Origin of the sequence: Streptococcus sp. 2018WUSS126 (genome assembly GCF_044427425.1) — a bacterium.
GTDB classification, from domain to species: domain Bacteria; phylum Bacillota; class Bacilli; order Lactobacillales; family Streptococcaceae; genus Streptococcus; species Streptococcus hashimotonensis.
Genome location: NZ_JAOTGB010000011.1, coordinates 22,103 through 45,765, shown reverse-complemented (window position 1 = coordinate 45,765; position 23,663 = coordinate 22,103). Strand labels below are relative to the sequence as shown.

At 42.5% G+C, this 23,663-nt stretch carries 20 protein-coding genes; 16 read left to right on the top strand and 4 right to left on the bottom strand.

Translation table 11 applies throughout. From position 1 onward, the window contains the following. Positions 1 to 102: 102 nt before the first annotated feature. Positions 103 to 261: a hypothetical protein gene (locus tag ODU34_RS05455; protein WP_169051031.1), complete on the bottom strand. Its 159-nt coding sequence runs from the start codon at positions 259 to 261 to the stop codon at positions 103 to 105. Positions 262 to 458: 197 nt separating this feature from the next. On the opposite strand from ODU34_RS05455, the gene groES reads away from it, so the two are divergent. The 11 genes from groES to glnA all read left to right on the top strand — a co-directional run bounded on the left by groES (position 459) and on the right by glnA (position 15,140). Next, positions 459 to 740: a co-chaperone GroES gene (gene groES / locus ODU34_RS05450; protein WP_002940028.1), complete on the top strand. Its 282-nt coding sequence runs from the start codon at positions 459 to 461 to the stop codon at positions 738 to 740. Positions 741 to 750: 10 nt separating this feature from the next. Next, positions 751 to 2,373, top strand: coding sequence for a chaperonin GroEL (gene groL / locus ODU34_RS05445; protein WP_105178931.1), 1,623 nt, complete (start codon positions 751 to 753; stop codon positions 2,371 to 2,373). Between the two features lie 231 nt (positions 2,374 to 2,604). Beyond that, complete coding sequence (gene rpsL / locus ODU34_RS05440) at positions 2,605 to 3,018, top strand: 30S ribosomal protein S12 (protein WP_002940030.1); 414 nt, start codon at positions 2,605 to 2,607, stop codon at positions 3,016 to 3,018. A 16-nt stretch (positions 3,019 to 3,034) separates the two neighbouring features. Next, entirely contained in the window at positions 3,035 to 3,505 is a 471-nt protein-coding gene (gene rpsG, locus ODU34_RS05435) for a 30S ribosomal protein S7 (protein ID WP_002940031.1), read from the top strand. Between the two features lie 429 nt (positions 3,506 to 3,934). Next, a complete protein-coding gene (fusA, locus tag ODU34_RS05430; protein ID WP_002938501.1) occupies positions 3,935 to 6,016 on the top strand; it encodes an elongation factor G in 2,082 nt (693 codons plus the stop codon). 988 nt (positions 6,017 to 7,004) lie between these two features. Continuing rightward, positions 7,005 to 8,996, top strand: coding sequence for a M13 family metallopeptidase (locus ODU34_RS05425; RefSeq protein ID WP_105178930.1), 1,992 nt, complete (start codon positions 7,005 to 7,007; stop codon positions 8,994 to 8,996). A gap of 366 nt (positions 8,997 to 9,362) precedes the next feature. After that, complete coding sequence (gene gap / locus ODU34_RS05420; RefSeq protein WP_012775479.1) at positions 9,363 to 10,373, top strand: type I glyceraldehyde-3-phosphate dehydrogenase; 1,011 nt, start codon at positions 9,363 to 9,365, stop codon at positions 10,371 to 10,373. Between the two features lie 255 nt (positions 10,374 to 10,628). Next, positions 10,629 to 11,828 carry a phosphoglycerate kinase gene (locus ODU34_RS05415; RefSeq protein ID WP_014637337.1) on the top strand — a complete coding sequence of 400 codons (1,200 nt, stop codon included), beginning with the start codon at positions 10,629 to 10,631 and terminating at the stop codon, positions 11,826 to 11,828. 974 nt (positions 11,829 to 12,802) lie between these two features. Further along, complete coding sequence (locus ODU34_RS05410) at positions 12,803 to 13,318, top strand: aromatic acid exporter family protein (RefSeq protein ID WP_105178929.1); 516 nt, start codon at positions 12,803 to 12,805, stop codon at positions 13,316 to 13,318. Between the two features lie 75 nt (positions 13,319 to 13,393). Next, a complete protein-coding gene (locus ODU34_RS05405; protein WP_002940041.1) occupies positions 13,394 to 13,765 on the top strand; it encodes a MerR family transcriptional regulator in 372 nt (123 codons plus the stop codon). 28 nt (positions 13,766 to 13,793) lie between these two features. After that, complete coding sequence (glnA, locus tag ODU34_RS05400; RefSeq protein ID WP_011921751.1) at positions 13,794 to 15,140, top strand: type I glutamate--ammonia ligase; 1,347 nt, start codon at positions 13,794 to 13,796, stop codon at positions 15,138 to 15,140. Between the two features lie 427 nt (positions 15,141 to 15,567). On the opposite strand, the gene rnjA is transcribed toward glnA, so the two are convergent. Together rnjA and ODU34_RS05390 are read right to left on the bottom strand one after the other, a co-directional pair. Next, complete coding sequence (rnjA, locus tag ODU34_RS05395; protein ID WP_002938522.1) at positions 15,568 to 17,247, bottom strand: ribonuclease J1; 1,680 nt, start codon at positions 17,245 to 17,247, stop codon at positions 15,568 to 15,570. 3 nt (positions 17,248 to 17,250) lie between these two features. Next, the gene (locus ODU34_RS05390) at positions 17,251 to 17,481 is read right to left on the bottom strand and encodes a DNA-dependent RNA polymerase subunit epsilon (protein ID WP_024414155.1); all 231 of its coding nucleotides are present in this window, start codon (positions 17,479 to 17,481) and stop codon (positions 17,251 to 17,253) included. 732 nt (positions 17,482 to 18,213) lie between these two features. On the opposite strand from ODU34_RS05390, the gene tsaB reads away from it, so the two are divergent. The 3 genes from tsaB to tsaD are packed head-to-tail and all read left to right on the top strand — an operon-like array spanning position 18,214 to position 20,331. Then, positions 18,214 to 18,897 carry a tRNA (adenosine(37)-N6)-threonylcarbamoyltransferase complex dimerization subunit type 1 TsaB gene (gene tsaB / locus ODU34_RS05385; protein WP_044762771.1) on the top strand — a complete coding sequence of 228 codons (684 nt, stop codon included), beginning with the start codon at positions 18,214 to 18,216 and terminating at the stop codon, positions 18,895 to 18,897. Next, entirely contained in the window at positions 18,894 to 19,334 is a 441-nt protein-coding gene (rimI, locus tag ODU34_RS05380) for a ribosomal protein S18-alanine N-acetyltransferase (protein ID WP_398578398.1), read from the top strand. The genes tsaB and rimI overlap by 4 nt, the downstream gene beginning before the upstream one ends. After that, positions 19,324 to 20,331: a tRNA (adenosine(37)-N6)-threonylcarbamoyltransferase complex transferase subunit TsaD gene (gene tsaD / locus ODU34_RS05375; RefSeq protein WP_136671574.1), complete on the top strand. Its 1,008-nt coding sequence runs from the start codon at positions 19,324 to 19,326 to the stop codon at positions 20,329 to 20,331. The genes rimI and tsaD overlap by 11 nt, the downstream gene beginning before the upstream one ends. 36 nt (positions 20,332 to 20,367) lie before the next feature. On the opposite strand, the gene ODU34_RS05370 is transcribed toward tsaD, so the two are convergent. Beyond that, complete coding sequence (locus tag ODU34_RS05370; protein WP_024382108.1) at positions 20,368 to 21,204, bottom strand: AraC family transcriptional regulator; 837 nt, start codon at positions 21,202 to 21,204, stop codon at positions 20,368 to 20,370. A 214-nt stretch (positions 21,205 to 21,418) separates the two neighbouring features. Between ODU34_RS05370 and ODU34_RS05365 the strand changes: the two genes are divergently transcribed. Both ODU34_RS05365 and ODU34_RS05360 read left to right on the top strand, forming a co-directional pair. Continuing rightward, positions 21,419 to 22,693, top strand: coding sequence for a sugar ABC transporter substrate-binding protein (locus tag ODU34_RS05365; RefSeq protein WP_105139166.1), 1,275 nt, complete (start codon positions 21,419 to 21,421; stop codon positions 22,691 to 22,693). 67 nt (positions 22,694 to 22,760) lie between these two features. Beyond that, positions 22,761 to 23,654, top strand: coding sequence for a carbohydrate ABC transporter permease (locus tag ODU34_RS05360; RefSeq protein ID WP_002939305.1), 894 nt, complete (start codon positions 22,761 to 22,763; stop codon positions 23,652 to 23,654). The last annotated feature ends 9 nt before the right edge of the window (positions 23,655 to 23,663 follow it).

Sequence of the window (23,663 nt, the reverse complement as noted above, 5' to 3'; positions counted from 1 at the left end):
AACAGAGTTCGCTTCATTTTCAACCTCAAAAAGGTTCACTGAACCTTTTGAGCTGTGCGGGGGTGGGAGTAAAATAGTCCAGTGGACTATTTTAGCCCGAACCTACTGTTTGGAAGTGAGGGGAACTCTTTTTGACCAGTCGAGTTCTTTCCCACTCCCCCAAAAGCCTAATTTACGTTTTAAAAACCATTCTGCAAAACTTTCGTAGGCTGAAAATCGGCTTTCAAGGTAATCTGTTTTTAAATCTCTAAAAAATTTCATGAATACCCCCTAACTTTTTAAAAATAGTATAGCATAGTTTGCCAATAATGAATAGGTAAATTCTGTCTCATACTTAAGAAGGATTTTAGCGAAAAAGGAGTAGAATTTTCTTGACTATTTTTGACCAAGTGATACAATAGGAAATGTGAATTAGCACTCGGAGGTAAAGAGTGCTAAAAAGACTAGGAGGTAATACCATGTTGAAACCATTGGGCGATCGTATCGTCGTAAAAATTGAAGAAAAAGAACAAACAGTTGGTGGATTTGTCCTAGCAGGTGCAAGTCAAGAAAAGACAAAAGAAGCAAGTGTCCTAGCGATCGGACAAGGGATTCGTACCTTGAATGGTGACTTGGTTGCCCCAGCGGTGGCAGTTGGAGATATTGTTTTGATTGATGCTCACGCAGGATTGGAAGTTAAAGACGGAGACCAAACCGTTCACATCATCCGTGAAGCAGACATTTTGGCAATTGTAGAATAGAGGTAGGAAAATGGCAAAAGAAATTAAATTTGCAGCAGATGCACGTGAAAGCATGGTCCGTGGTGTCGATATTCTGGCTGACACAGTCAAAGTAACCTTGGGTCCAAAAGGTCGTAATGTTGTCTTGGAAAAAGCTTACGGTTCACCACTCATTACAAACGACGGTGTGACCATTGCTAAAGAAATCGAGTTGGAAGACCATTTTGAAAATATGGGTGCTAAGTTGGTATCCGAAGTGGCTTCAAAAACCAATGACATTGCTGGTGACGGTACAACAACTGCCACTGTTTTGACTCAAGCGATTGTTCGCGAAGGCTTGAAAAACGTAACTGCAGGTGCCAACCCAATCGGTATCCGTCGTGGGATTGAAGCAGCAGTTGCAACAGCGGTTGAAGCTTTGAAAGCACAAGCAAGTCCTGTGTCAAATAAAGCTGAAATTGCTCAAGTCGCAGCGGTATCTTCCCGTTCTGAAAAAGTCGGTGAGTACATTTCAGAAGCTATGGAGCGCGTGGGAACAGACGGCGTTATCACCATTGAAGAGTCTCGCGGTATGGAAACAGAATTGGATGTGGTTGAAGGTATGCAATTCGACCGCGGTTATCTGTCACAATACATGGTAACAGATAATGAAAAGATGGTGGCTGAGCTTGAAAATCCATTCATCTTGATTACCGATAAGAAAATTTCTCATATCCAGGATATTTTGCCACTTTTGGAAAGCATTCTCCAAACCAATCGTCCATTGTTGATTATTGCTGACGATGTGGATGGCGAAGCTCTTCCTACACTTGTTCTCAACAAGATTCGTGGTACATTCAACGTTGTTGCTGTTAAGGCGCCAGGATTTGGTGACCGTCGTAAAGCTATGTTGGAAGACATCGCGATTTTGACTGGCGGTACAGTGATTACAGAAGACCTTGGTTTGGACTTGAAAGATGCGACCATTGAAGCACTTGGTCAGGCTGCCAAAGTTGTGGTTGACAAAGATGGTACAACCATTGTTGAAGGTGCTGGAAATCCAGAAGCCATTGCCAACCGTGTCGCTGTTATCAAGTCACAAATTGAGGGAACAACTTCAGAATTTGACCGTGAAAAATTGCAAGAGCGTCTGGCCAAATTATCAGGCGGTGTTGCAGTTATTAAAGTCGGTGCCGCTACTGAGACTGAGTTGAAAGAAATGAAACTCCGTATCGAAGATGCCCTCAACGCAACACGTGCCGCAGTTGAAGAAGGAATTGTTGCAGGTGGTGGTACAGCCCTTGTCAATGTTATCGATAGCGTAGCGAAATTGGAGTTGAGAGGCGACGATGAAACAGGACGCAATATTGTCCTTCGTGCCTTGGAAGAACCAGTTCGTCAGATTGCCTATAACGCAGGTTATGAGGGTTCAGTTATCATTGATAAACTGAAGAATTCAGAACTTGGCACAGGTTTTAATGCTGCGACAGGCGAATGGGTCAACATGATGGATGCAGGTATCATTGACCCTGTTAAAGTAACACGTTCAGCTCTTCAAAATGCGGCTTCCGTAGCCAGCTTGATTTTGACAACTGAAGCAGTCGTTGCCAACAAACCAGAACCAGCCGCTCCAGCTATGCCACAAGGTATGGATGGAATGGGTATGGGCTACTAAGAAATGGCAAAATGACACAGCTGATTGGCTGTGTTTTTTTCTTGAAAATTTCAAACATATCTATTTGACAATGGGTTTGGGATGTGGTACTATATTAGACGGTACTTTTTACTTTTGGTCTCTCAAGAGTGTACAGGGACGTGCTGACAAATGTTGCAAAAGTACACACAGATAGGGGTTGTCACCAATGCCCTATCACCAAAAATAAAAAATATATACAGGAGAATGTAGATGCCTACAATTAACCAGTTGGTACGTAAACCACGTAAGTCTAAAGTAGAAAAATCTAAATCACCAGCTTTGAACGTTGGTTACAACAGCCGTAAAAAAGTTCAAACAAACGTTTCATCACCACAAAAACGCGGTGTTGCAACTCGTGTCGGAACAATGACACCTAAAAAACCTAACTCAGCCCTTCGTAAATTTGCTCGTGTACGTTTGAGCAACCTTATCGAGGTTACTGCTTACATCCCAGGTATCGGTCACAACTTGCAAGAGCACAGCGTTGTTCTTCTTCGTGGTGGACGTGTAAAAGACCTTCCAGGGGTACGTTACCATATCGTTCGTGGTGCACTTGATACTGCAGGTGTTAACGATCGTAAGCAAGGCCGTTCTAAATACGGTACTAAACGTCCAAAAGGCTAAGAAAGGGGAAATATAAATGAGTCGTAAAAATCAAGCGCCTAAGCGCGAAGTATTGCCAGATCCATTGTATAACTCAAAATTGGTAACTCGTTTGATTAACCGTGTTATGTTGGACGGTAAACGTGGTACTGCTGCATCAATCGTTTACGGTGCTTTTGATCAAATCAAAGAAGCAACTGGTAACGATGCACTTGAAGTATTTGAAACAGCAATGGAAAACATCATGCCTGTACTTGAAGTACGTGCACGTCGTGTCGGTGGTTCTAACTACCAAGTCCCAGTTGAAGTTCGTCCAGAGCGTCGTACAACACTTGGTCTTCGTTGGTTGGTAACAATCGCTCGTAACCGTGGTGAGCACACTATGATTGATCGCCTTGCGAAAGAAATCATGGATGCAGCAAACAACACTGGTGCAGCTGTTAAGAAACGTGAAGATACTCACAAAATGGCAGAAGCAAACCGCGCATTCGCACACTTCCGCTGGTAATATAGGATATTTTAGCGTTAAGCAAATGCTAGCCAAAATAGGAAAAGCGACGAAGAAACTTCAGTTTCTAGGAGATTTTATCTTTTTGGCAGACATTTGTAGCTAAAATTCAACTAAGAATAAGATACGAGGACGTATAAAACGCATAGCAAAAATAGGAAATGCGACGAAGAGTCTGTGGACTCTAGGAGGATTTATCTTTTTTGCCAAGCGTTTAGTCCGAGTTCAGTTTCTAAATTGGATATATGGAAGTTAACTGAACTCAATTAGATGAAGGAACTTCGTTCAACCATCACAAATTGGATTGAGGCTTGCCTCAACCATTTCACACCATTAGTAAGAAATCAAGCGGGTGGGACTTGCCCACTCGCTTTTCTTAAAATATGGTATAATAAAGTACAAAACTAAAATTATAGGAGAACAAACCTCATGGCACGCGAATTTTCATTAGAAAAAACTCGTAATATCGGTATCATGGCGCACGTTGACGCGGGTAAAACAACGACAACTGAGCGTATTCTTTACTACACTGGTAAAATCCACAAAATCGGTGAAACTCACGAAGGTGCATCACAAATGGACTGGATGGAGCAAGAGCAAGAGCGTGGTATCACTATCACATCTGCTGCGACAACAGCTCAATGGAACAACCACCGTGTAAACATCATCGACACACCAGGACACGTGGACTTCACAATCGAAGTACAACGTTCACTTCGCGTTCTTGATGGTGCGGTAACCGTTCTTGACTCACAATCAGGTGTTGAGCCACAAACTGAAACAGTATGGCGTCAAGCAACTGAATACGGTGTTCCACGTATCGTATTCGCTAACAAAATGGATAAAATCGGTGCTGACTTCCTTTACTCAGTAAGCACACTTCACGAGCGTCTTCAAGCAAATGCTCATCCAATCCAATTGCCAATCGGTTCTGAAGATGAGTTCCGTGGTATCATCGACTTGATCAAGATGAAAGCTGAAATCTATACTAACGACCTTGGTACAGATATTCTTGAAGAAGATATTCCAGCTGAATACCTTGAGCAAGCTGAAGAATACCGTGAAAAATTGGTTGAAGCAGTTGCTGAAACTGATGAAGAATTGATGATGAAATACCTTGAAGGTGAAGAAATCACAAACGAAGAATTGAAAGCTGCTATCCGTAAAGCAACTATCAACGTTGAATTCTTCCCAGTATTGTGTGGTTCAGCCTTCAAAAACAAAGGTGTTCAGTTGATGCTTGATGCGGTTATCGACTACCTTCCAAGCCCACTTGACATCCCTGCTATTAAAGGTGTTAACCCAGATACAGACGCTGAAGAAGAGCGTCATGCATCAGATGAAGAGCCATTTGCAGCTCTTGCCTTCAAGATCATGACTGACCCATTCGTAGGTCGTTTGACATTCTTCCGTGTATATTCAGGTGTCCTTAACAGCGGTTCATACGTATTGAACACTTCTAAAGGTAAACGTGAGCGTATCGGACGTATCCTTCAAATGCACGCAAACAGCCGTCAAGAAATTGAAACTGTTTATGCAGGTGACATCGCCGCTGCGGTTGGTTTGAAAGATACTACAACTGGTGACTCATTGACAGATGAAAAAGCAAAAATCATCCTTGAGTCAATCCACGTTCCAGAACCAGTTATCCAATTGATGGTTGAGCCTAAGTCTAAAGCTGACCAAGACAAGATGGGTATTGCCCTTTCTAAATTGGCTGAAGAAGATCCAACATTCCGCGTTGAAACAAACGTTGAAACTGGTGAAACAGTTATCTCTGGTATGGGTGAGTTGCACTTGGATGTCCTTGTTGACCGTATGCGTCGTGAATTCAAGGTTGAAGCAAACGTAGGTGCTCCTCAAGTATCATACCGTGAAACATTCCGCGCTTCTACACAAGCTCGTGGTTTCTTCAAACGCCAGTCTGGTGGTAAAGGTCAATTCGGTGACGTTTGGATCGAATTCACACCAAACGAAGAAGGTAAAGGTTTCGAGTTCGAGAACGCTATCGTCGGTGGTGTGGTTCCACGTGAATTCATCCCAGCGGTTGAAAAAGGTCTCGTAGAATCTATGGCTAACGGTGTTCTTGCTGGTTACCCAATCGTTGACGTTAAAGCTAAGCTTTACGACGGTTCATACCACGATGTCGACTCATCAGAAACAGCCTTCAAAGTGGCAGCATCTCTTGCCCTTAAAGAAGCAGCTAAATCAGCTCAACCAACTATCCTTGAGCCAATGATGCTTGTAACAATCACTGCACCAGAAGATAACCTTGGTGACGTTATGGGTCACGTTACTGCACGTCGTGGTCGCGTTGATGGTATGGAAGCTCGTGGTAACACACAAATCGTTCGTGCTTATGTGCCACTTGCTGAAATGTTCGGTTACGCAACTGTTCTTCGTTCAGCAACACAAGGTCGCGGTACTTTCATGATGGTATTTGATCACTACGAAGATGTACCAAAATCTGTACAAGATGAAATCATTAAGAAAAACGGTGGCAATGCATAATTGCCTATCTACACCTACCTTCGGGTAGGTGTTTTTTGGTACGACGGATATGTCACACATCTGAGCGTGATACTCATACTCTTCGAAAATCAAAATTATCCGTTGTCAACTTGCCTTGATGAACCCCAGTTCTATCTTCGGCTTCGTTTCCTAGGCTACTTTTGATTTTTATTGAGTATCAGTAGTTTATCTTTGATTACTTCGACGAGCGAGGAAACTTCGTTTTCCTGTTTCCAGCTTCGAACACTTCACTGGAGTATTTGAACTCGCTTTGCCGTACTTTACAGAGGTGATTTGCGAGGCAAGTCTTATTTCTAACTTAGAACAGCCTAAAGGCTGTTCTAGCAACCTGTAGCTATTGAGGCGAACTTGCTTCGCCCTATCTCTAGCCTTCAAAGGTTCCCTGAACCTTTGAAGCGAGTGCTAAAAACAAACTAAACGACTACACTATATAAAACAGGTATCCGCCAGATTCATTTTGGAAATATACAATGAGAAAGCTACAATTTATAAAAAATTACCCTAATTTAGGTGTGGATGGCTAACAAAAGATCAGGGTTTGCTATTTGGGGATTTCATTGGGTATAAGATTCCTGTTGCCGATGAACTCAACAGTGACTCTCAGGTCCGACTATTGTGAAATAAATAGATTAAAACGGTCTGTGAATAGATTGTTTTAGCTTAATAACTTGAAATTAGGAATTGTTGCTGAACTCTTTTGACCGTTCGAGTTCTTGCCTACTCTCACTCAATTTGCTAAAATAAATGTCTTAAATTATTTAGAATTACTTTGTTTGGGAATGGTTACAAAAAATAAGAGAATTAATAGATAGGCTACAGAAGAAAAGCAGATATAAATGTTAGAATCCTTATAAGGTAGATCGATGAAAGAGTAGTTTAGGACCGCTAATTACTAAAGGAGGATGCTTGTATGGTTATGAAATAGTGGTACTAAGCACATTAACAATAAAAAGAAAGGACAGAAACCATGAGAAAAAAACTAAAATTTTCATTAGTAGCAGTCGCCTGTGCGACATTTTTGATAGCCTGTGGCACAAGTAATTCCTCGGCTCCCAAAGCAGGTGAAGCAACACCACAGACGGATTTTCATTCTTATATCAATGCGCAATGGTTGAAAGATACAAAATTAGGTGCCGGTGAATCGCAAATAGATAATCTGAGTCAACTCTCTGAGAAAACGCAAGAAGCAATCCAGGAGATGATTGACCAGCTGGATATGGACTATTCCAAGCTGCAAGCTGGTAGTGATGAGAAAAAACTTATTGATTTTTACCGATTGGCAGCCGATTTTGATACTCGCAACAAATTGGGGTTAGAGCCTATCAAGCCTTATCTAGAGGAGATTAAAAAAGCCTCTACCATGGAAGAACTTAACAAGATTCTGGTAGCCCTATACGGCAAAAACATCCGCAATTTGCTTCATATAAACGTTACTCAAGATATAAAAGACAGTAACAAAAACACCATCTACGTTGACCCTCACAAGTTAAGTTTTCCAAAAGAAAATTATGATGGCACAGATGAATTTTCACTGAAAAACCAAAAAGCCTTTAAAGCCTATCTGCAGGAAGTGTTTAGCTTGGCAGGAGAATCCTCAAAAGAAGCCTCTTCTAAGGCAGACCTCCTCTTTAATTTGGAAAAAGAGATGGCTGCAGTGCAACGGCCAAAAGAAGAAGCCAATAACTTTGAAGCCATGTATAACGAGAAGACTTGGGATGAGGTCAAAGCACTGGTTCCCAACCTACCGATTGCTGAGTTGGTTTCTGAGTTAGGACTTCAGAATGCTCCAACGACAGTCGTATCAGAACCAGATGCTCTAAAAAAATTAAATGAACTCTATCAAGAAAAGAATTTAGACGCTCTTAAAGCCCTGCTCCAATATCGTGTGATTGCCCATTACAATGATTATCTGTCAAGCAATTTAATCGAGGCAAAAGCGAAATACGACGGCGTAGCAACTGGTGCGGTAGATACTCCGAGTCAGGAAGAAGTTGCTCAAGCGGCCATTGATGCAAATTTCTCCGATATGATTGGCAAAGTTTACGTTAAACACCATTTTTCAGAAGAATCCAAGGCTAATATCCTATCTATGGTTCAAGAGATTAAAGCGACTTATGCAGAGCGAATCAAAGCAGTGCAGTGGATGTCTGAAGAAACCAAGATGCGGGCCTTGAAAAAACTAGATACATTGGTTGTTAAAATCGGCTATCCAGACCAGTGGAAGGATTACTCACAACTTGCTATCCAATCCAAAGAAGAAGGAGGAAGTCTTCTTTCTAACTTCGATATGGTAAAAACACTTGAATTGCGTGAAGAGATGGGGCAATTTGGCAAGCCTTTTGATAAGTCGCAGTTCGGCATGCCTTCTCACACGGTGAATGCCTATTACAGCCCAACTAACAACGAAATTGTCTTTCCAGCGGGGATTTTACAGGCTCCTCTCTACGATCCAAAAGCTAGTCCCGAAGAAAATCTGGGTGGAATCGGGGCTGTTATCGGTCATGAAATTTCCCATGCCTTTGATAAGGCTGGTTCTCAATTTGATGAAAAAGGGAACCTTGTCAACTGGTGGAAACCAGAAGACCTTGAAAAATTTAATAAAAAGGTTCAACAGGCAGCAGATATCTACTCTAAATTGGAAGTGGCTCCGGGCTACTATGTCAATGGCGAAATTTCAACCGGTGAAATCATGGCGGATCTCGGTGGTTTAACGGTTGCCATTGATATTGCTCAGAAAAAAGGCTACAATACGAAGAAAGTCTTCGAGTCTTATGGTAAAGCATGGCGTGAAGTCACCACCAAAGAATTTGCTATTGCCAGCATCAGCGACGAACATCCACCAGCTAAATATCGGGTTAACAACATTGTCAACCAGATTGATCAATTCTATACAGACTTCAATGTCAAAGAAGGGGATCCAATGTATGTGAAACCAGAAGACCGCTTACGGGTGTGGTAAAAGATTATAGAGGTGTCTGCGGTCCAAAATGGGCGGTAGACACTTTTTTAGGTAAAAAATAGAAGTAGTAGTAAACCAAGAATCGTTAAAAAATGTGTCGAGGTATGGCAATGCTATTAAGTTAAGTATTTAACCAGTCATAACCACCCGAGAGAACGCATGGCTATGATTTTTAGCTTTTATTTTTTGGCCTTCTATTTTTTACATAAGATGAACCGGTAAGCAGTTGCAATTTTCGGTAAATAGTTATATAATAAAAACGTTGAAAAGATGCTTGTAGGCTTACAAGTTAATATTTTCACAAAAGGATTAAAAGGCTTGCCTTTTAAAATAAAGAACTCGATTTTCATAAGGAGGAAATCATTCATGGTAGTTAAAGTTGGTATTAACGGTTTCGGACGTATCGGTCGTCTTGCTTTCCGTCGTATCCAAAACGTAGAAGGTGTTGAAGTTACTCGTATCAACGACCTTACAGATCCAGTAATGCTTGCACACTTGTTGAAATATGACACAACTCAAGGTCGTTTCGACGGTACTGTTGAAGTTAAAGACGGTGGTTTCGAAGTTAACGGTAAATTCGTTAAAGTTTCTGCTGAGCGTGAGCCAGGAAACATCGACTGGGCTACTGATGGCGTAGATATCGTTTTGGAAGCTACAGGTTTCTTTGCTTCTAAAGAAAAAGCTGAGCAACACATCCACGCTAACGGTGCTAAAAAAGTTGTTATCACTGCTCCTGGTGGTAACGATGTTAAGACTGTTGTTTTCAACACTAACCACGACATCCTTGATGGTACTGAAACAGTTATCTCAGGTGCTTCATGTACTACAAACTGTTTGGCACCAATGGCTAAAGCTCTTCACGATGCATTTGGCGTTCAAAAAGGTTTGATGACTACAATCCACGGTTACACTGGTGACCAAATGGTTCTTGACGGACCACACCGTGGTGGTGACCTTCGTCGTGCACGTGCTGCTGCTGCAAATATCGTTCCTAACTCAACTGGTGCTGCTAAAGCTATCGGCTTGGTAATCCCAGAATTGAACGGTAAACTTGACGGTGCTGCACAACGTGTTCCAGTTCCAACAGGTTCTGTAACTGAATTGGTTGCAACTCTTGACAAGAAAGTAACTGCTGAAGAAGTAAACGCTGCTATGAAAGCTGCTGCTACTGAATCATTTGGTTACACTGAAGACCAACTCGTATCTTCAGATATCGTAGGTATCTCATTTGGTTCATTGTTTGATGCAACTCAAACTAAAGTTATCGAAGTTGATGGCGAGCAATTGGTTAAAGTTGTTTCATGGTACGACAACGAAATGTCTTACACTGCACAACTTGTTCGTACTCTTGAGTACTTCGCAAAAATCGCTAAATAATCCTTAGTGAAAATCGAAGAGGCTTCGGCCTCTTTTTTTGTTTTGATTGCTGAAATATAGCTGTTTCCTTATGCTAAGAAGCAAGGATGGCATAAGTTGTTTCTGATTTGGCAACTTTAGAATTTGAAAAATCTGATTACGAGGCGATAGTTTTAGATTTCATAACATTTGTGAAAAAAATATCTTTATGCAAGAAAAAATACAGAAAATATGATACAATGGTAAAGTAAATATAATTTAAGGAGTTCTTATCTAATGGCAAAATTGACTGTTAAAGATGTAGAATTGAAAGGCAAAAAAGTTCTTGTTCGCGTGGACTTCAACGTGCCTTTGAAAGATGGCGTTATCACTAACGATAACCGTATTACAGCAGCTCTTCCAACTATCAAGTATATTCTTGAGCAAGGTGGACGTGCAATTCTTTTCTCTCACCTTGGTCGTGTGAAAGAAGAAGCTGACAAAGAAGGTAAATCATTGGCTCCTGTAGCGGCTGACTTGGCAGCTAAATTGGGTCAAGACGTTGCTTTCATTGCAGGTGCTACTCGTGGTGCTGAATTGGAAGCAGCTATCAATGCTTTGGAAGATGGACAAGTTCTCCTTGTTGAAAACACTCGTTTCGAAGATGTTGATGGTAAGAAAGAATCTAAAAACGACGAAGAACTTGGTAAATACTGGGCTTCACTTGGTGATGGTATCTTCGTTAACGATGCATTTGGTACTGCACACCGTGCACACGCATCAAACGTTGGTATCTCAGCAAACGTAGAAAAAGCAGTAGCTGGTTTCCTTTTGGAAAACGAAATTGCTTACATCCAAGAAGCTGTTGAAACTCCAGAGCGTCCATTTGTGGCAATCCTTGGTGGTTCAAAAGTATCTGATAAGATCGGTGTTATCGAGAACCTTCTTGAAAAAGCAGACAAAGTTCTTATCGGTGGTGGTATGACGTACACATTCTACAAAGCTCAAGGTATCGAAATCGGTAACTCACTTGTAGAGGAAGACAAATTGGATGTCGCAAAAGCACTTCTTGAAAAAGCTAATGGTAAATTGATCTTGCCAGTTGACTCAAAAGAAGCTAACGCATTTGCTGGATACACTGAAGTTCGTGACACTGAAGGTGAAGCAGTTTCAGAAGGCTTCCTTGGTCTTGACATCGGTCCTAAGTCAATCGCTAAGTTTGACGAAGCTTTGACTGGTGCGAAAACAGTTGTTTGGAATGGTCCTATGGGTGTATTTGAAAACCCAGACTTCCAAGCTGGTACAATCGGTGTAATGGACGCGATCGTGAAACAACCAGGCGTGAAATCAATCATCGGTGGTGGTGACTCAGCAGCAGCAGCTATCAACCTTGGCCGTGCAGACAAGTTCTCATGGATCTCAACTGGTGGTGGTGCATCAATGGAACTCCTCGAAGGTAAAGTGCTTCCAGGACTTGCAGCTTTGACTGAAAAGTAAGTTCAATGGACTTGAAGGCTAAAATGCAACGGATTTCCGTTGCATTTTGTGCATCGCGTAGAGTTTCTACGAAGCTAAGCGAGTTAGAAAGTCTAGCAAGGTGAAAAGTATTGCCTGGTCTCGTAGCTCTTACTGAAAAATAGGCGGTAAGTCAGCTCAAAATATCTGGGGGATATTTTGAGGTTAGAAATCGAAGAAGCGAAGCTTCTGTCAAAAATGATTCCGTAGCTTGTCACTTTGTTTTTATTGGGTGACAGCTTCAAATAGTCCACTGGACTATTTGAACCCCACAAGGCTGAATAGGTTGGTCACAAGCGTAGCAAAGTGAACTGCTATTCAGCTACTGCGTATGAACGACGAAAAGAGTTGGGAGACCAGCTCTTTTCTAGTACAAAGGCTAGATTTTCTGTGAACCTAGTGAGTTTAGAAAATCAGCCTAGGTAAAGGCTAAAATGCAACGGATTTCCGTTGCATTTTGTGCATCGTGTAGAGTTTCTATGAAGCTAAGCGAGTTAGACAGTCTAGCAAGGTGTACTTCCAGGGCTTGCGGTGCTTACTGAAATGAAAAATAGGCGGTAAGTTAGCTCAACATATCTGGGAGATATGTTGAGGTTAGAAATAGAAGAAGCGAAGCTTCTGTCAAAAATGATTTCGTAGCTTGTTGCTTTGTTTTTTTCTTGGTGATAACTTCAAATAGTCCACTGGGCTATTCGAACCCCGCAAGGCTGAATCTTGGTCACAACTGCCATTCAGCTACCAAACAAAAATATAAATGTAAAAAAGCGTTGTTTTTGCAGTGTCTATTCGTTTATCTTACTTCTGGGTTCCCTCTTGCGGCTGATTTAAAGTGGCAGATTATTGGTTTTTCGAAAAGCTGGCGTGAACAGGAGGCTTTTCCAGTCGAGCTTAGGAGAAAAGAAAAGCTGGGCAGGTATTTGCTATTCTATTTTCTGAAATCATGTTAGAATAGAGGTATGTTTAAAAAATATACATTTGATCCAAAGAAATTTCGGTTGGGGATGCGAACGTTCAAGTCGGGTTTGGCAGTCTTCCTAGTTATTCTTTTGTTTGGTTTTCTGGGTTGGCAAGGGATTCAGATTGCGGCTTTGACGGCTGTGTTTAGTTTACGAGAAGATTTCGATCAGAGTGTCCATTTTGGAGCTTCTCGTATTCTGGGTAATTCTATTGCTGGTTTTTATGCGCTACTTTTCTTTATTTTGGATAGGTTATTCCTAGATCATTTTTGGGTGACTGCGGTTTTTGTTCCGGTATTTGTCATGTTAACGATTATGACAAATGTGGCGATGAATAATAAAGCGGGAATTATTGGTGGAGTGTCAGCTTTATTAATTATTACATTGTCTATCCCTGCTGGTGATACGATTCAATATGTGTTTATTCGTGTGTTTGAAACCTTTATCGGAGTTTTCATTGCGATTCTAGTTAATTATGATGTGAATGTTATAAAAAAACGTTTTCAGGATAAATGATGTCATAAAATATAACATCGCCTATTGACCTCAAAAAAAAATTCTCCTATAATGGTAGGCAGAAAGGAGTTCGTTATGAGAGAAAAAGAGTTTCGTCGTTCCTTAGCCATCTTTCCGATCGGTAGTGTGATGAAGTTGACAGATTTAACTGCTCGTCAAATTCGTTACTATGAAGATCAAGGCTTGATTAAGCCCGATCGCAATGAAGGGAATCGTCGCTTGTATTCTCTAAACGATATGGACTTACTTTTAGAAATCAAGGATTTTTTGGATGAAGGTTTGAATATTGCTGCGATTAAGAAGGAATATGCAAATCGGGAAGCGAAAGCTAAGGTCCAAAAACAGCAGAAAACCTTGACTGATGAAGATGTCCGTCGTATCTTACATGATGAATTCAGTCGTCAGGGACGATTTTCAAGTCCTAGTTCCATTTTCCGTTCATCGTAATTAGCTTTTAAAATAGAGGAGAAAAATAATGACATTCACAGTGGCAGATATCAAGCGCGATATCAAAGAGAAAAACGTTACCTTCCTACGTCTTATGTTTACAGACATCATGGGAGTGATGAAAAACGTAGAAATTCCAGCAACTGATGAGCAGGTCGAAAAGGTTTTGTCAAATAAGGTCATGTTTGATGGTTCATCTATTGAAGGATTTGTTCGTATCAATGAATCAGATATGTATCTTTACCCAGACTTGGATACATGGACTATCTTCCCTTGGGGTGATGAAAATGGCCGTGTAGCTGGCTTGATTTGTGATATTTATACAACAGATGCTAAGCCTTTTGCTGGTGACCCACGTGGAAATTTGAAGAAATCGCTTCGTCACATGGAAGAGGCAGGTTTCTCTTCATTCAACCTTGGTCCAGAACCAGAATTCTTCCTCTTTAAGATGGACGAACAAGGAAATCCAACGCTTGAAGTAAATGATAAAGGTGGTTACTTTGACCTCGCACCAACGGACTTGGCTGATAATACACGTCGCGAAATCGTCAATGTCTTGACAGAGATGGGCTTTGAAGTTGAAGCGAGCCATCACGAAGTGGCAGTAGGTCAGCATGAAATTGACTTCAAATATGCGGATGTCTTAAAAGCTTGTGACAATATTCAAATCTTCAAGTTAGTTGTTAAAACAATTGCTCGTAAGCATGGTATGTATGCGACATTTATGGCCAAGCCTAAGTTTGGTATTGCTGGCTCAGGTATGCACTGTAACATGTCACTCTTTGATAAGGATGGGAATAATGCTTTCTTTGATCCAGAAGATCCTCGCGGTATGCAGCTGTCTCAAACTGCTTACCATTTCCTTGGTGGTTTGATTAAGCATGCTTATAACTATACTGCTATTACAAACCCGACAGTGAACTCTTACAAGCGTTTGGTTCCAGGCTTTGAAGCTCCTGTGTATATTGCTTGGGCTGGTAAAAACCGCTCACCATTGGTTCGCGTACCTGCATCACGTGGAATGGGAACTCGTTTGGAATTGCGCTCGGTTGATCCAACTGCCAACCCATACTTAGCTATGGCCGTTCTGTTGGAAGTTGGCTTGGAAGGTATTCAAAATAAAATTGAAGCACCAGCCCCAGTAGAATCTAATATCTATGCAATGTCTGATGAGGAGCGTCGTGAAGCAGGTATCACTGATCTTCCTTCAACTCTTCACAATGCATTGAAAGCTCTTCGTGAAGATGAGGTAGTTCGTGCAGCTCTGGGTGATCATATCTATACGAATTTCTTGGAAGCTAAGAAAATCGAATGGGCAAGCTACGCAACCTACGTTTCTCAATGGGAAATCGACAACTATTTGGATATGTATTAAACAAAGGACCCCGACGGGTCCTTTGTTCATGAGCCGAGAAATTGGAAAGCGAGTAATGTTGCTAGGACCATTTTTTCATGAGCTTGAAAACCAGATAGCGAATTAGGTCCCCAACGAGTCCTTTGTTCACGAGCTGAGCAATTGGAAAGCGGGTAATGGTCCAGTGGAGTGAAGTAGTCTGGGAAGAGACTGTTTCAGCCTGAGCTAAGAAATAGTGGGGCGAGGGGATGGACATGAGCTTGAAATCGGTCTTTTTTCAAGCTGGGGTATCTTGTTATACTCAATGAAAATCAAAAGTGGCCTAGGAAACGAAGCCGAAGATAGAACTGGAGTTCATCAAGGCAAGTTGACAACGGATAATTTTGATTTTCGAAGAGTATTAATATAAAATAAATCCCAGAGGTTTTACCTATGGGATTTTAGTGTGTTATCGGTCAGGCGTCAGAATCATTGGGATAATGATTGGTTCACGCTCTGTTTTTTCGTATAGGAATGGTCGTAGGGCGTTAACAATAGCGCCGTTGACTGTTTGGATATTTGCGTCTTTGTTGCGCATGGCGATGCGGATAGCGTTGAAAAGGACACGTTGGCTTTCGCGAATGAGCTCGCCAGATTCTCTCATATAGATAAAACCACGACTGAGGATGTCTGGTCCTGCTAATATCATCTTAGAATTAAAATCGACAGTGGCTACTGCAAGGACAACACCATCTTCTGAAAGATCGCGCCGGTCTTTGAGGACAGCTGCGCCGATTTCACCGATGCGGTTTCCATCGACATAGATGTCTTGGGCGTTGAATTGACCTGCGAGACGTGCAGAATCTTTTGTCAGAGCAAGGACATCTCCGTTTTCCATGATGAAGATATTATCTTTTGGAACGCCTGTATCAACAGCTAGGCTGGCATGGATTTTTTGCATGCGGTATTCACCATGGACAGGCATGAAGTATTTTGGTTTGATCAAGCGGAGCATGAGTTTTTGCTCTTGTTGACCACCGTGCCCAGAGGTATGGATGTTGTTAATTTTACCGTGAATCACATCGACACCGGCTTCAATCAAGATATTGATGAGCTTGTTGACACCTGTGGTATTTCCTGGAATAGGGCTGGACGAGAAGATGACCGTGTCGCCTGGCTGGAGTTGCACTTGACGGTGGGTACCGTGGGCGATGCGAGAGAGTGCTGCCATAGGCTCCCCTTGGCTCCCTGTACAGAGAATCATGATCTCGCTGGCAGGGTATTCTTTGATCTCGTTAGGCTCGATGAAGGTATCCTTAGGCACCTTGATGTAGCCGAGCTCGATACCGTTAACAATGGCCTTTTCCATGGAGCGTCCAAAGACAGCGATCTTGCGTCCGGTCTTAACCGCTGCATCAGCCGCCTGTTGGAGACGGAAGATGTTGGAGGCAAAGGAAGCAAAGATAATGCGTCCGTGGATGCCTTCAATCAATTTCATAATGGACTGACCGACCACTTTTTCCGAGTTGGTAAAGGTTGGGACTTCAGCATTTGTCGAGTCGGAGAGGAGGCAGAGAACACCTTCTTCACCGAGAGCAGCCATGCGGTGAAGGTCTGCTGGCTCGCCAACTGGAGTGAAATCGAACTTGAAGTCACCGGTACAGACGATTTTTCCTTGCGGGGTGTCAACGACGATACCAAGTGGCTCTGGAATGGAGTGGGTGGTACGGAAGAAGCTGACTTTGAGGTGCTTGAAGGTCAACTCTGTATTATGATTGATTTCATGCAAAGTCGCATCACGGAGCAGTCCGTGTTCTTCCAATTTGCCTCGAATGAGGGCGAGGGCTAAAGGTCCAGCATAGATTGGGACATTGGCCTGCTTGAGTAAGAAGGGAATGCCTCCGATGTGGTCTTCGTGCCCGTGGGTAATAACCAGACCTTTAACGCGGTCTAGGTTTTCAACGATGTAGGAGTAGTCTGGGATAACGTAGTCGATACCCAATAGGTCATCTTCTGGGAACTTGATACCGGCATCGACGATGAGAATTTCATCCTTGTATTCGATACCATAGGTATTTTTCCCGATTTCTCCCAAACCACCGATGGCGAAAACGCCAACTTCATGAGGTTTTAGATTGACTGATGACATGGATTAAAACTCCGTAATTTTGAAATCTGCGTGCTCTTTCTCGTATTCAAGATGATTGTCTGATAAGAGGTCGATAAATTCGATATTGTATTCAGGGTGGTTGGTTTCCACCAATTCACGCGCGATAATACGACCTTCCAATTCTGATGCAGCATCGATGTCTAGATAAAGAGCACGTGTTTGCTCGCGACGTGGGCTAATTTTTGATTCTTGATAGAATACTTTATAAATCATGTGTAGTATAGTTCCTTTCTTTTTGACTGGCAACTATGAAAAAAGCCCCAAACAGTTGGGCTGTCTGGTAATATCTATTCAATTTTCTCGAGTTGTCAATTTATTCAGTCTAAATGTACTCTTCATTATACCATAAAATATGCTGATGGTAAAAGGGTTTGGTAGGAAAATGGAAAAGTGTCATGATTTTCAGAAACAAGCAGTGATTAAATGGATAAATGAGCGAGAAATGCAAATATATTTTTAGGTATTACAATAAATGAAAACGGAATTTTCAAGGCATCAAAAGAGGGGATGAGTCAGAAAAGTGAGCTAGGATTCCGAGTGTGTTGGGATTACTAAGACTAAGTTCAATTGTGCCGAGAAATGCCTGTCAACTGCCAGATAGTGATGTGACTTACTAGAATGACAAATCGATTCTATCCGATAATCAACTTGAAATCACAACCCAGTCTTTTCATTATTTGAAAAAAAGGTCAAGATGGCTTACAATAGAGAGTAGCATTGAAATACTCTTCGAAAATCAAAATCAGATGTTGTTGACTTGATTTGATGAGTGAAAGGCTCCAGTGGAGCCTTTCAGCCTGTTACCTTGAAATAAAATAGTAACAGGGTTCTATCTGCATAAGTAGAAACGAACTACGTTCGCCTATCTCCAACCTCCAAAGGTTCCCCAAACCTTTGGAGCTAGTCTGATTTTGATTTTCATTGAGTATAAGGAAAGAGGAGAAGATGAAAATACTAGCTTTAGACAGCTCCAACCAGGCCCTATCGGTTGCCTTGGTGGAGGGCGGTCGCTTGCAGGCGGAAACCCTGCTGGCCGTCAAGAAAAATCATAGTATCAGCCTCATGCCTGTGGTCGATTTTTTGGTAGCACAGGTGGGTTGGACGCCCAAAGACTTGGAGCGGATTGTGGTCGCTCAAGGACCTGGCTCCTACACGGGTCTGCGGGTGGCGGTGGTGACTGCCAAGACCCTGGCCTACACCCTCAAGATCGACTTGGTGGGGCTATCCAGTCTTCAGTCCCTGGTTCCGCCTAGCCTGACGGGTCTGGTGGTGCCCCTCATTGATGCCCGCCGTAACTGCGTCTATGCAGGTGTTTATGAAAATGGCAGAGCAGTCGAGCCAGACAGCTACTGGTCTTTTGAAGACTTACTTTCTAGCCTGTCTGGCAAGGAAGATATCACCTTTGTCGGCGAGGTAGAAAATTTTATCGAGCAAATCGAGCAAGCTCTGCCGACTGCCCAGTATCAAACTAGTCTGCCGTCTGCCTATCAGCTGGCAGTGCTTGGTCAAGACTTGCCAGCAGTAGATGTCACCAACTTTAAGCCCAACTATCTCAAGCGAGTAGAGGCAGAGGAAAACTGGCTCAAGGACAACCAAGCTGGCTCAGAAAGTTATATCAAGCGTGTATGATAGAGATTAAACACTACGATGGTCAGGAAAATCTGGCAGAGGCTGTTTTGGCAGTCATGCAGTCGGTCTATGAGCAGTCTCCATGGACTGTAGAGCAAATTGTGTCCAGTATGTCTAGTCAGGATGAGGATTACTATCTGGCCTATGAGGGGCAGGAATTAGTTGGATTTTTGGCTGTGCAGACGGTGCTGGATGAAATGGAAATCTTACAGATTGCTGTCAAGACTGATTTTCAGAGGTTGGGAATCGCCAGTCAGCTGATGGCTGCTGTGATGGACTGGGAGGGGGACATCTTCCTCGAAGTGAGAGAGTCCAATAGTGCAGCTCAGGCCCTCTATACACGCCAGCATTTTACCAAAATAGGAAAACGAAAAGACTACTACCGCCATCCTGTCGAGGATGCGGTGCTAATGAAGAGAGAACGGAATGAAAGATAGATTGATTTTGGCGATTGAGACCTCCTGTGACGAGACCTCGGTGGCTGTTTTGCGAAATGAGGCGGAGCTTTTGTCCAATGTCATTGCCAGCCAGATTGCCAGCCACCAGCGGTTTGGTGGGGTGGTGCCCGAGGTGGCCAGCCGTCACCATGTGGAAGTGATTACGGCCTGTATCGAGGAGGCCTTGTTGGAGGCGGAGGTGACGGTAGAGGACCTGACGGCTGTGGCTGTGACCTATGGGCCTGGCTTGGTCGGAGCTTTGCTGGTCGGGATTTCAGCAGCCAAGGCCTTTGCCTGGGCTAATGGCTTGCCACTCATTCCTGTCAACCACATGGCAGGACACTTGATGGCGGCGCGTGCGGTCAAGGAGTTGGAGTTTCCACTCTTGGCTCTCTTGGTCAGCGGTGGGCATACGGAGTTGGTCTATGTGTCAGAGGCGGGCGACTACAAGATTGTCGGTGAAACGCGAGATGATGCGGTCGGAGAAGCCTACGATAAGGTGGGGCGGGTCATGGGTCTCCCCTATCCAGCTGGTCGTGTCATCGATGAGTTGGCACATGAGGGGAAAGACATTTATGACTTCCCTCGTGCTATGATTAAGGAGGATAATCTGGAGTTTTCTTTCTCAGGTTTGAAATCCGCCTTTATCAACCTCTACCACAATGCCCAGCAGAAAGGGGAAACCTTGTCCAATGCGGACCTGTCAGCCTCTTTCCAAGCCTGTGTTATGGACATTCTCATGGCTAAGACCAAGAAGGCCTTGGAGCAATACCCTGTCAAGACCTTGGTCGTAGCGGGCGGTGTGGCAGCCAATCAGGGCTTGCGAGAGCGGTTGGCGGCTGAAATCACGGATGTGGAGGTCATCATTCCCCCGCTTCGCCTCTGCGGTGACAATGCAGGTATGATTGCCTTGGCAGCCGTTAGTGAATATAATAAGGAAAACTTTGCTGGTTGGGATTTGAATGCCAAACCAAGCTTGGCTTTTGAGAATTTATAGAATAAAAACCTCTTACGTCAAGGATGCGTAAGAGGTTTATTTGTGGATTTTTCGCCAGCGATTTGGAGAAATTTGGTAATGCCTTTTAAAAGCAGTTGAAAAATTGAATTGGTTGGAGTAGCCGATTTCTTCAGCAATTTCCTGTAGTGTCTTAGTGGTGTTTTTTAAGAGTTCGCAGGCTTCGCTGAGTCGGTATTGGATGATAAATTGTTGAGGTGAGATGTTCATTTGCTCCTTGAATAGTCGACTGAAGTAGTGGCGATTGAGGTTGCATACTTGTGCCAAATCATCTACGGATATAGCTTTCTCATAATTTCGTTCTACGAAGTTGATGGCTTCTCGTATATAAAATTCCTTGTTTTCATCGTGTTTGCTACTTGTTTTGGTTAGCGAACAGTCAATGAGGCAGGAGATAAAGAGGTAAAGGTGTCCGAGAACTAGAGCACTTTTTTGGTGATGGAGCGCGAGAATTTGTTTCATTTCATGGTAGACAGGGCTAGAGGTGGGCATTTCTCGTTGCGAAAAAATAGGTTGTTCTTTCGAGAGTCCTGCTTGTCTGAGAAAATGCTCAGTTTTCAGACCGTCAAACTCAAGCCAGATATAGGTCCAGGGGTCCTTTTCGTCTGCTTCGTAGCTACAGATAGCTTCTGGGGAGATAAGGAAGCCCTGTCCTGCGGTCAGGTGGTATTCACGTTGGTCGGAGGTATCGTAAAAAGTACCTGAACCGGAGATGATGTAGTGAAACAGGTAGTGTTGTTTCATAGTCGGGCCGAATGAGTGAAGTGGCTTACAGGCTTCCATGCCAAATTGGATAGGGTAAAAATCTACATAGGATCGGTTATTAAAGACGTAAAATTCAGGTTGTATTTTCATCGTATTCTCCATACCAAAAGTGTAAAGGCTTACAATTAGTATAGCATATTTATATGTAAATGTGACATTTTATTTGAAAAAATTAAAAAATATCCCAAAATCATATGGAATATGTCAAATATTCCTATTTGATTATAAAGCGCTTACATGTTATAGTTGTAGTAGAAATAACAAAGTTCGTCGACGTATTCGACAAAAGAAAAGGAGTATTATCATGAAGAAAATTGGTCGCTATGTTACCTTGCTTGCGGCTGCAGGCCTGCTGGCAGCGTGTTCTACTTCGACTGAGTCTAGCAAAACTACGGAAGGAAGTAGTTCAGGAAAGACAGAAATATCCTATGCTATTTGGGATTCTGGTCAAGAGCCTGGTTTGAGAAAGATTGCGGATGAGTTTGAGAAAAAGAATCCAGATATTAAAATTAATATTCAAGTATCGGACTGGGATTCCTACTGGACCATGTTAGAAGCTGGTGCGACAGGTGGTTCATTGCCTGATACCTTCTGGATGCATTCAAATGAGATTTATCGCTATGGTTCCAATAAAATGCTATTGCCATTGGATGAATATTTAGCCAAGAGTGAGGATGCTAAACTAGCCAATTTCCCAGATGGTTTGAATGAAATCTACAATATAAATGGTAAGCAGTACGCTATTCCAAAAGATTTCGATACAATCGGTCTTTGGTACAATAAAAAATTATTTGACGAAGCAGGTATTCCATACCCAGACGATACTTGGGATTGGAATAAGTTGAAAGAAGTGGCGAAGAAATTGACCAAGCCAGATGGTAGTCAGTATGGTTTCGGTGCTGGTTTGAGTAACCAAGAGGGCTACTACAACTTTATCTATCAAAATGGTGGTAAGGTTATTACTGATGATTTGAAATCAGGCTATGCTGATCCTAAGACCATTGAGGCTTTGGATTACTACTTTAGCTTTGTCAAAGAAAAAATTTCACCGGCTATTACAGTAGATAAAGAGCGGGCCGAAGCATTCCAAAACGGTCAAGTGGCTATGAGCGTCTTCGGTTCTTGGAATTTATCTGGTTTCACTGCTAATGACTACATTCGTGAAAATGCTGATGTGGCTGTCTTGCCAAAAGGTCCAGATGGAACTCGTGCAACCATCTTTAATGGATTGGGTCATGCCATTGCTGCTACTACTAAACATCCAGATGCTGCTTGGAAATGGGTTGAGTACCTCAGCTCAAAAGAGGCACAAGAAATGCAGGCAACACTTGGTGTGGCAATCTCGGCTTATAAAGGCGCGGCAGATACTTGGGTAGATTCAAACAAAAACTTTACTATCAAGAATTATGTTGACATGGTGGATTATGCACAGATTCGTCCATATTCACAAACAACCATCAAGTGGGAAGATAAGGCTTATGAGCTATTGAAACCTGCTTATCTTGGAGAAAAAGCAACTGAAGAAGCTGCCAAAGAAACAGCTGATATGATGAATGCTGAATTAGCAACTGAAAAATAGGTAGGAGGTCTTGGGAAGTTGATTCTTCCCCGGACCTTCTTATTAAATGAAGAAGGATGGGGATAAGATGTTCCGAAAAAAAGGAAGTTTAAATGAGGCAATTTGGGGATGGGGAATGGTAGCACCGACCATTATTGGATTAATCGTGCTCAATATTATTCCTATTTTCCAAACCATGAAGATGAGTTTCCATAAGAGTGGAGATTTCGGTAAAGGCGATATTTTTGTCGGCTTGGCAAATTACCAACGAATGTTAGGGGATGCGCAAGTGTGGCAGGCGACATGGAATACCTTGAAGTACACGATTCTAGTTGTTCCCGCTACCGTTGCCTTGGCCATGTTGCTTGCAGTTTTGCTTAATTCTAAGATTAAAGGTAAGCATATTTATCGAACCATTTTCTTCTTGCCTATGGTGGCAGCACCAGCCGCAGTGACCATGGTTTGGAAATGGCTCTACAATACGGACTTCGGCTTGATTAACTATATCTTGCGTCGTTTGGGACTGGGTGCTGTGAACTGGATTGAAGACCCAAAGATTGCTCTATACTCAATCGCTTTGATTGGAATTTGGAGTACGGTTGGCTATAGTATGATTTTAATTTTAGCTGGTTTGCAGGAAATTCCAACGGATTTTTATGAGGCAGCTCGTATTGATGGAGCTAGTCCAGCCAAGCAATTTTTCTCCATTACCCTGCCATTGGTTTCACCAACCCTGTTCTTTGTTGTGGTGACCAGTGTCATTCAATCCATGCAAGTCTTTGATGTTATCTATATGATGGAGGATGTTCGTAGTCCTGCCTATGATAAGACAGTATCTCTGGTTTATCTGTTTTACAATAATTCCTTTAAATATTCAGATAAGGGCTATGGCTCCACCATTGTCATGTTGTTGTTATTAATTATTCTTGTCATTACTTTCGTTCAGATGAAGGTACAGAAAAAATGGGTGCATTACCGTTAAGGAGGTTCA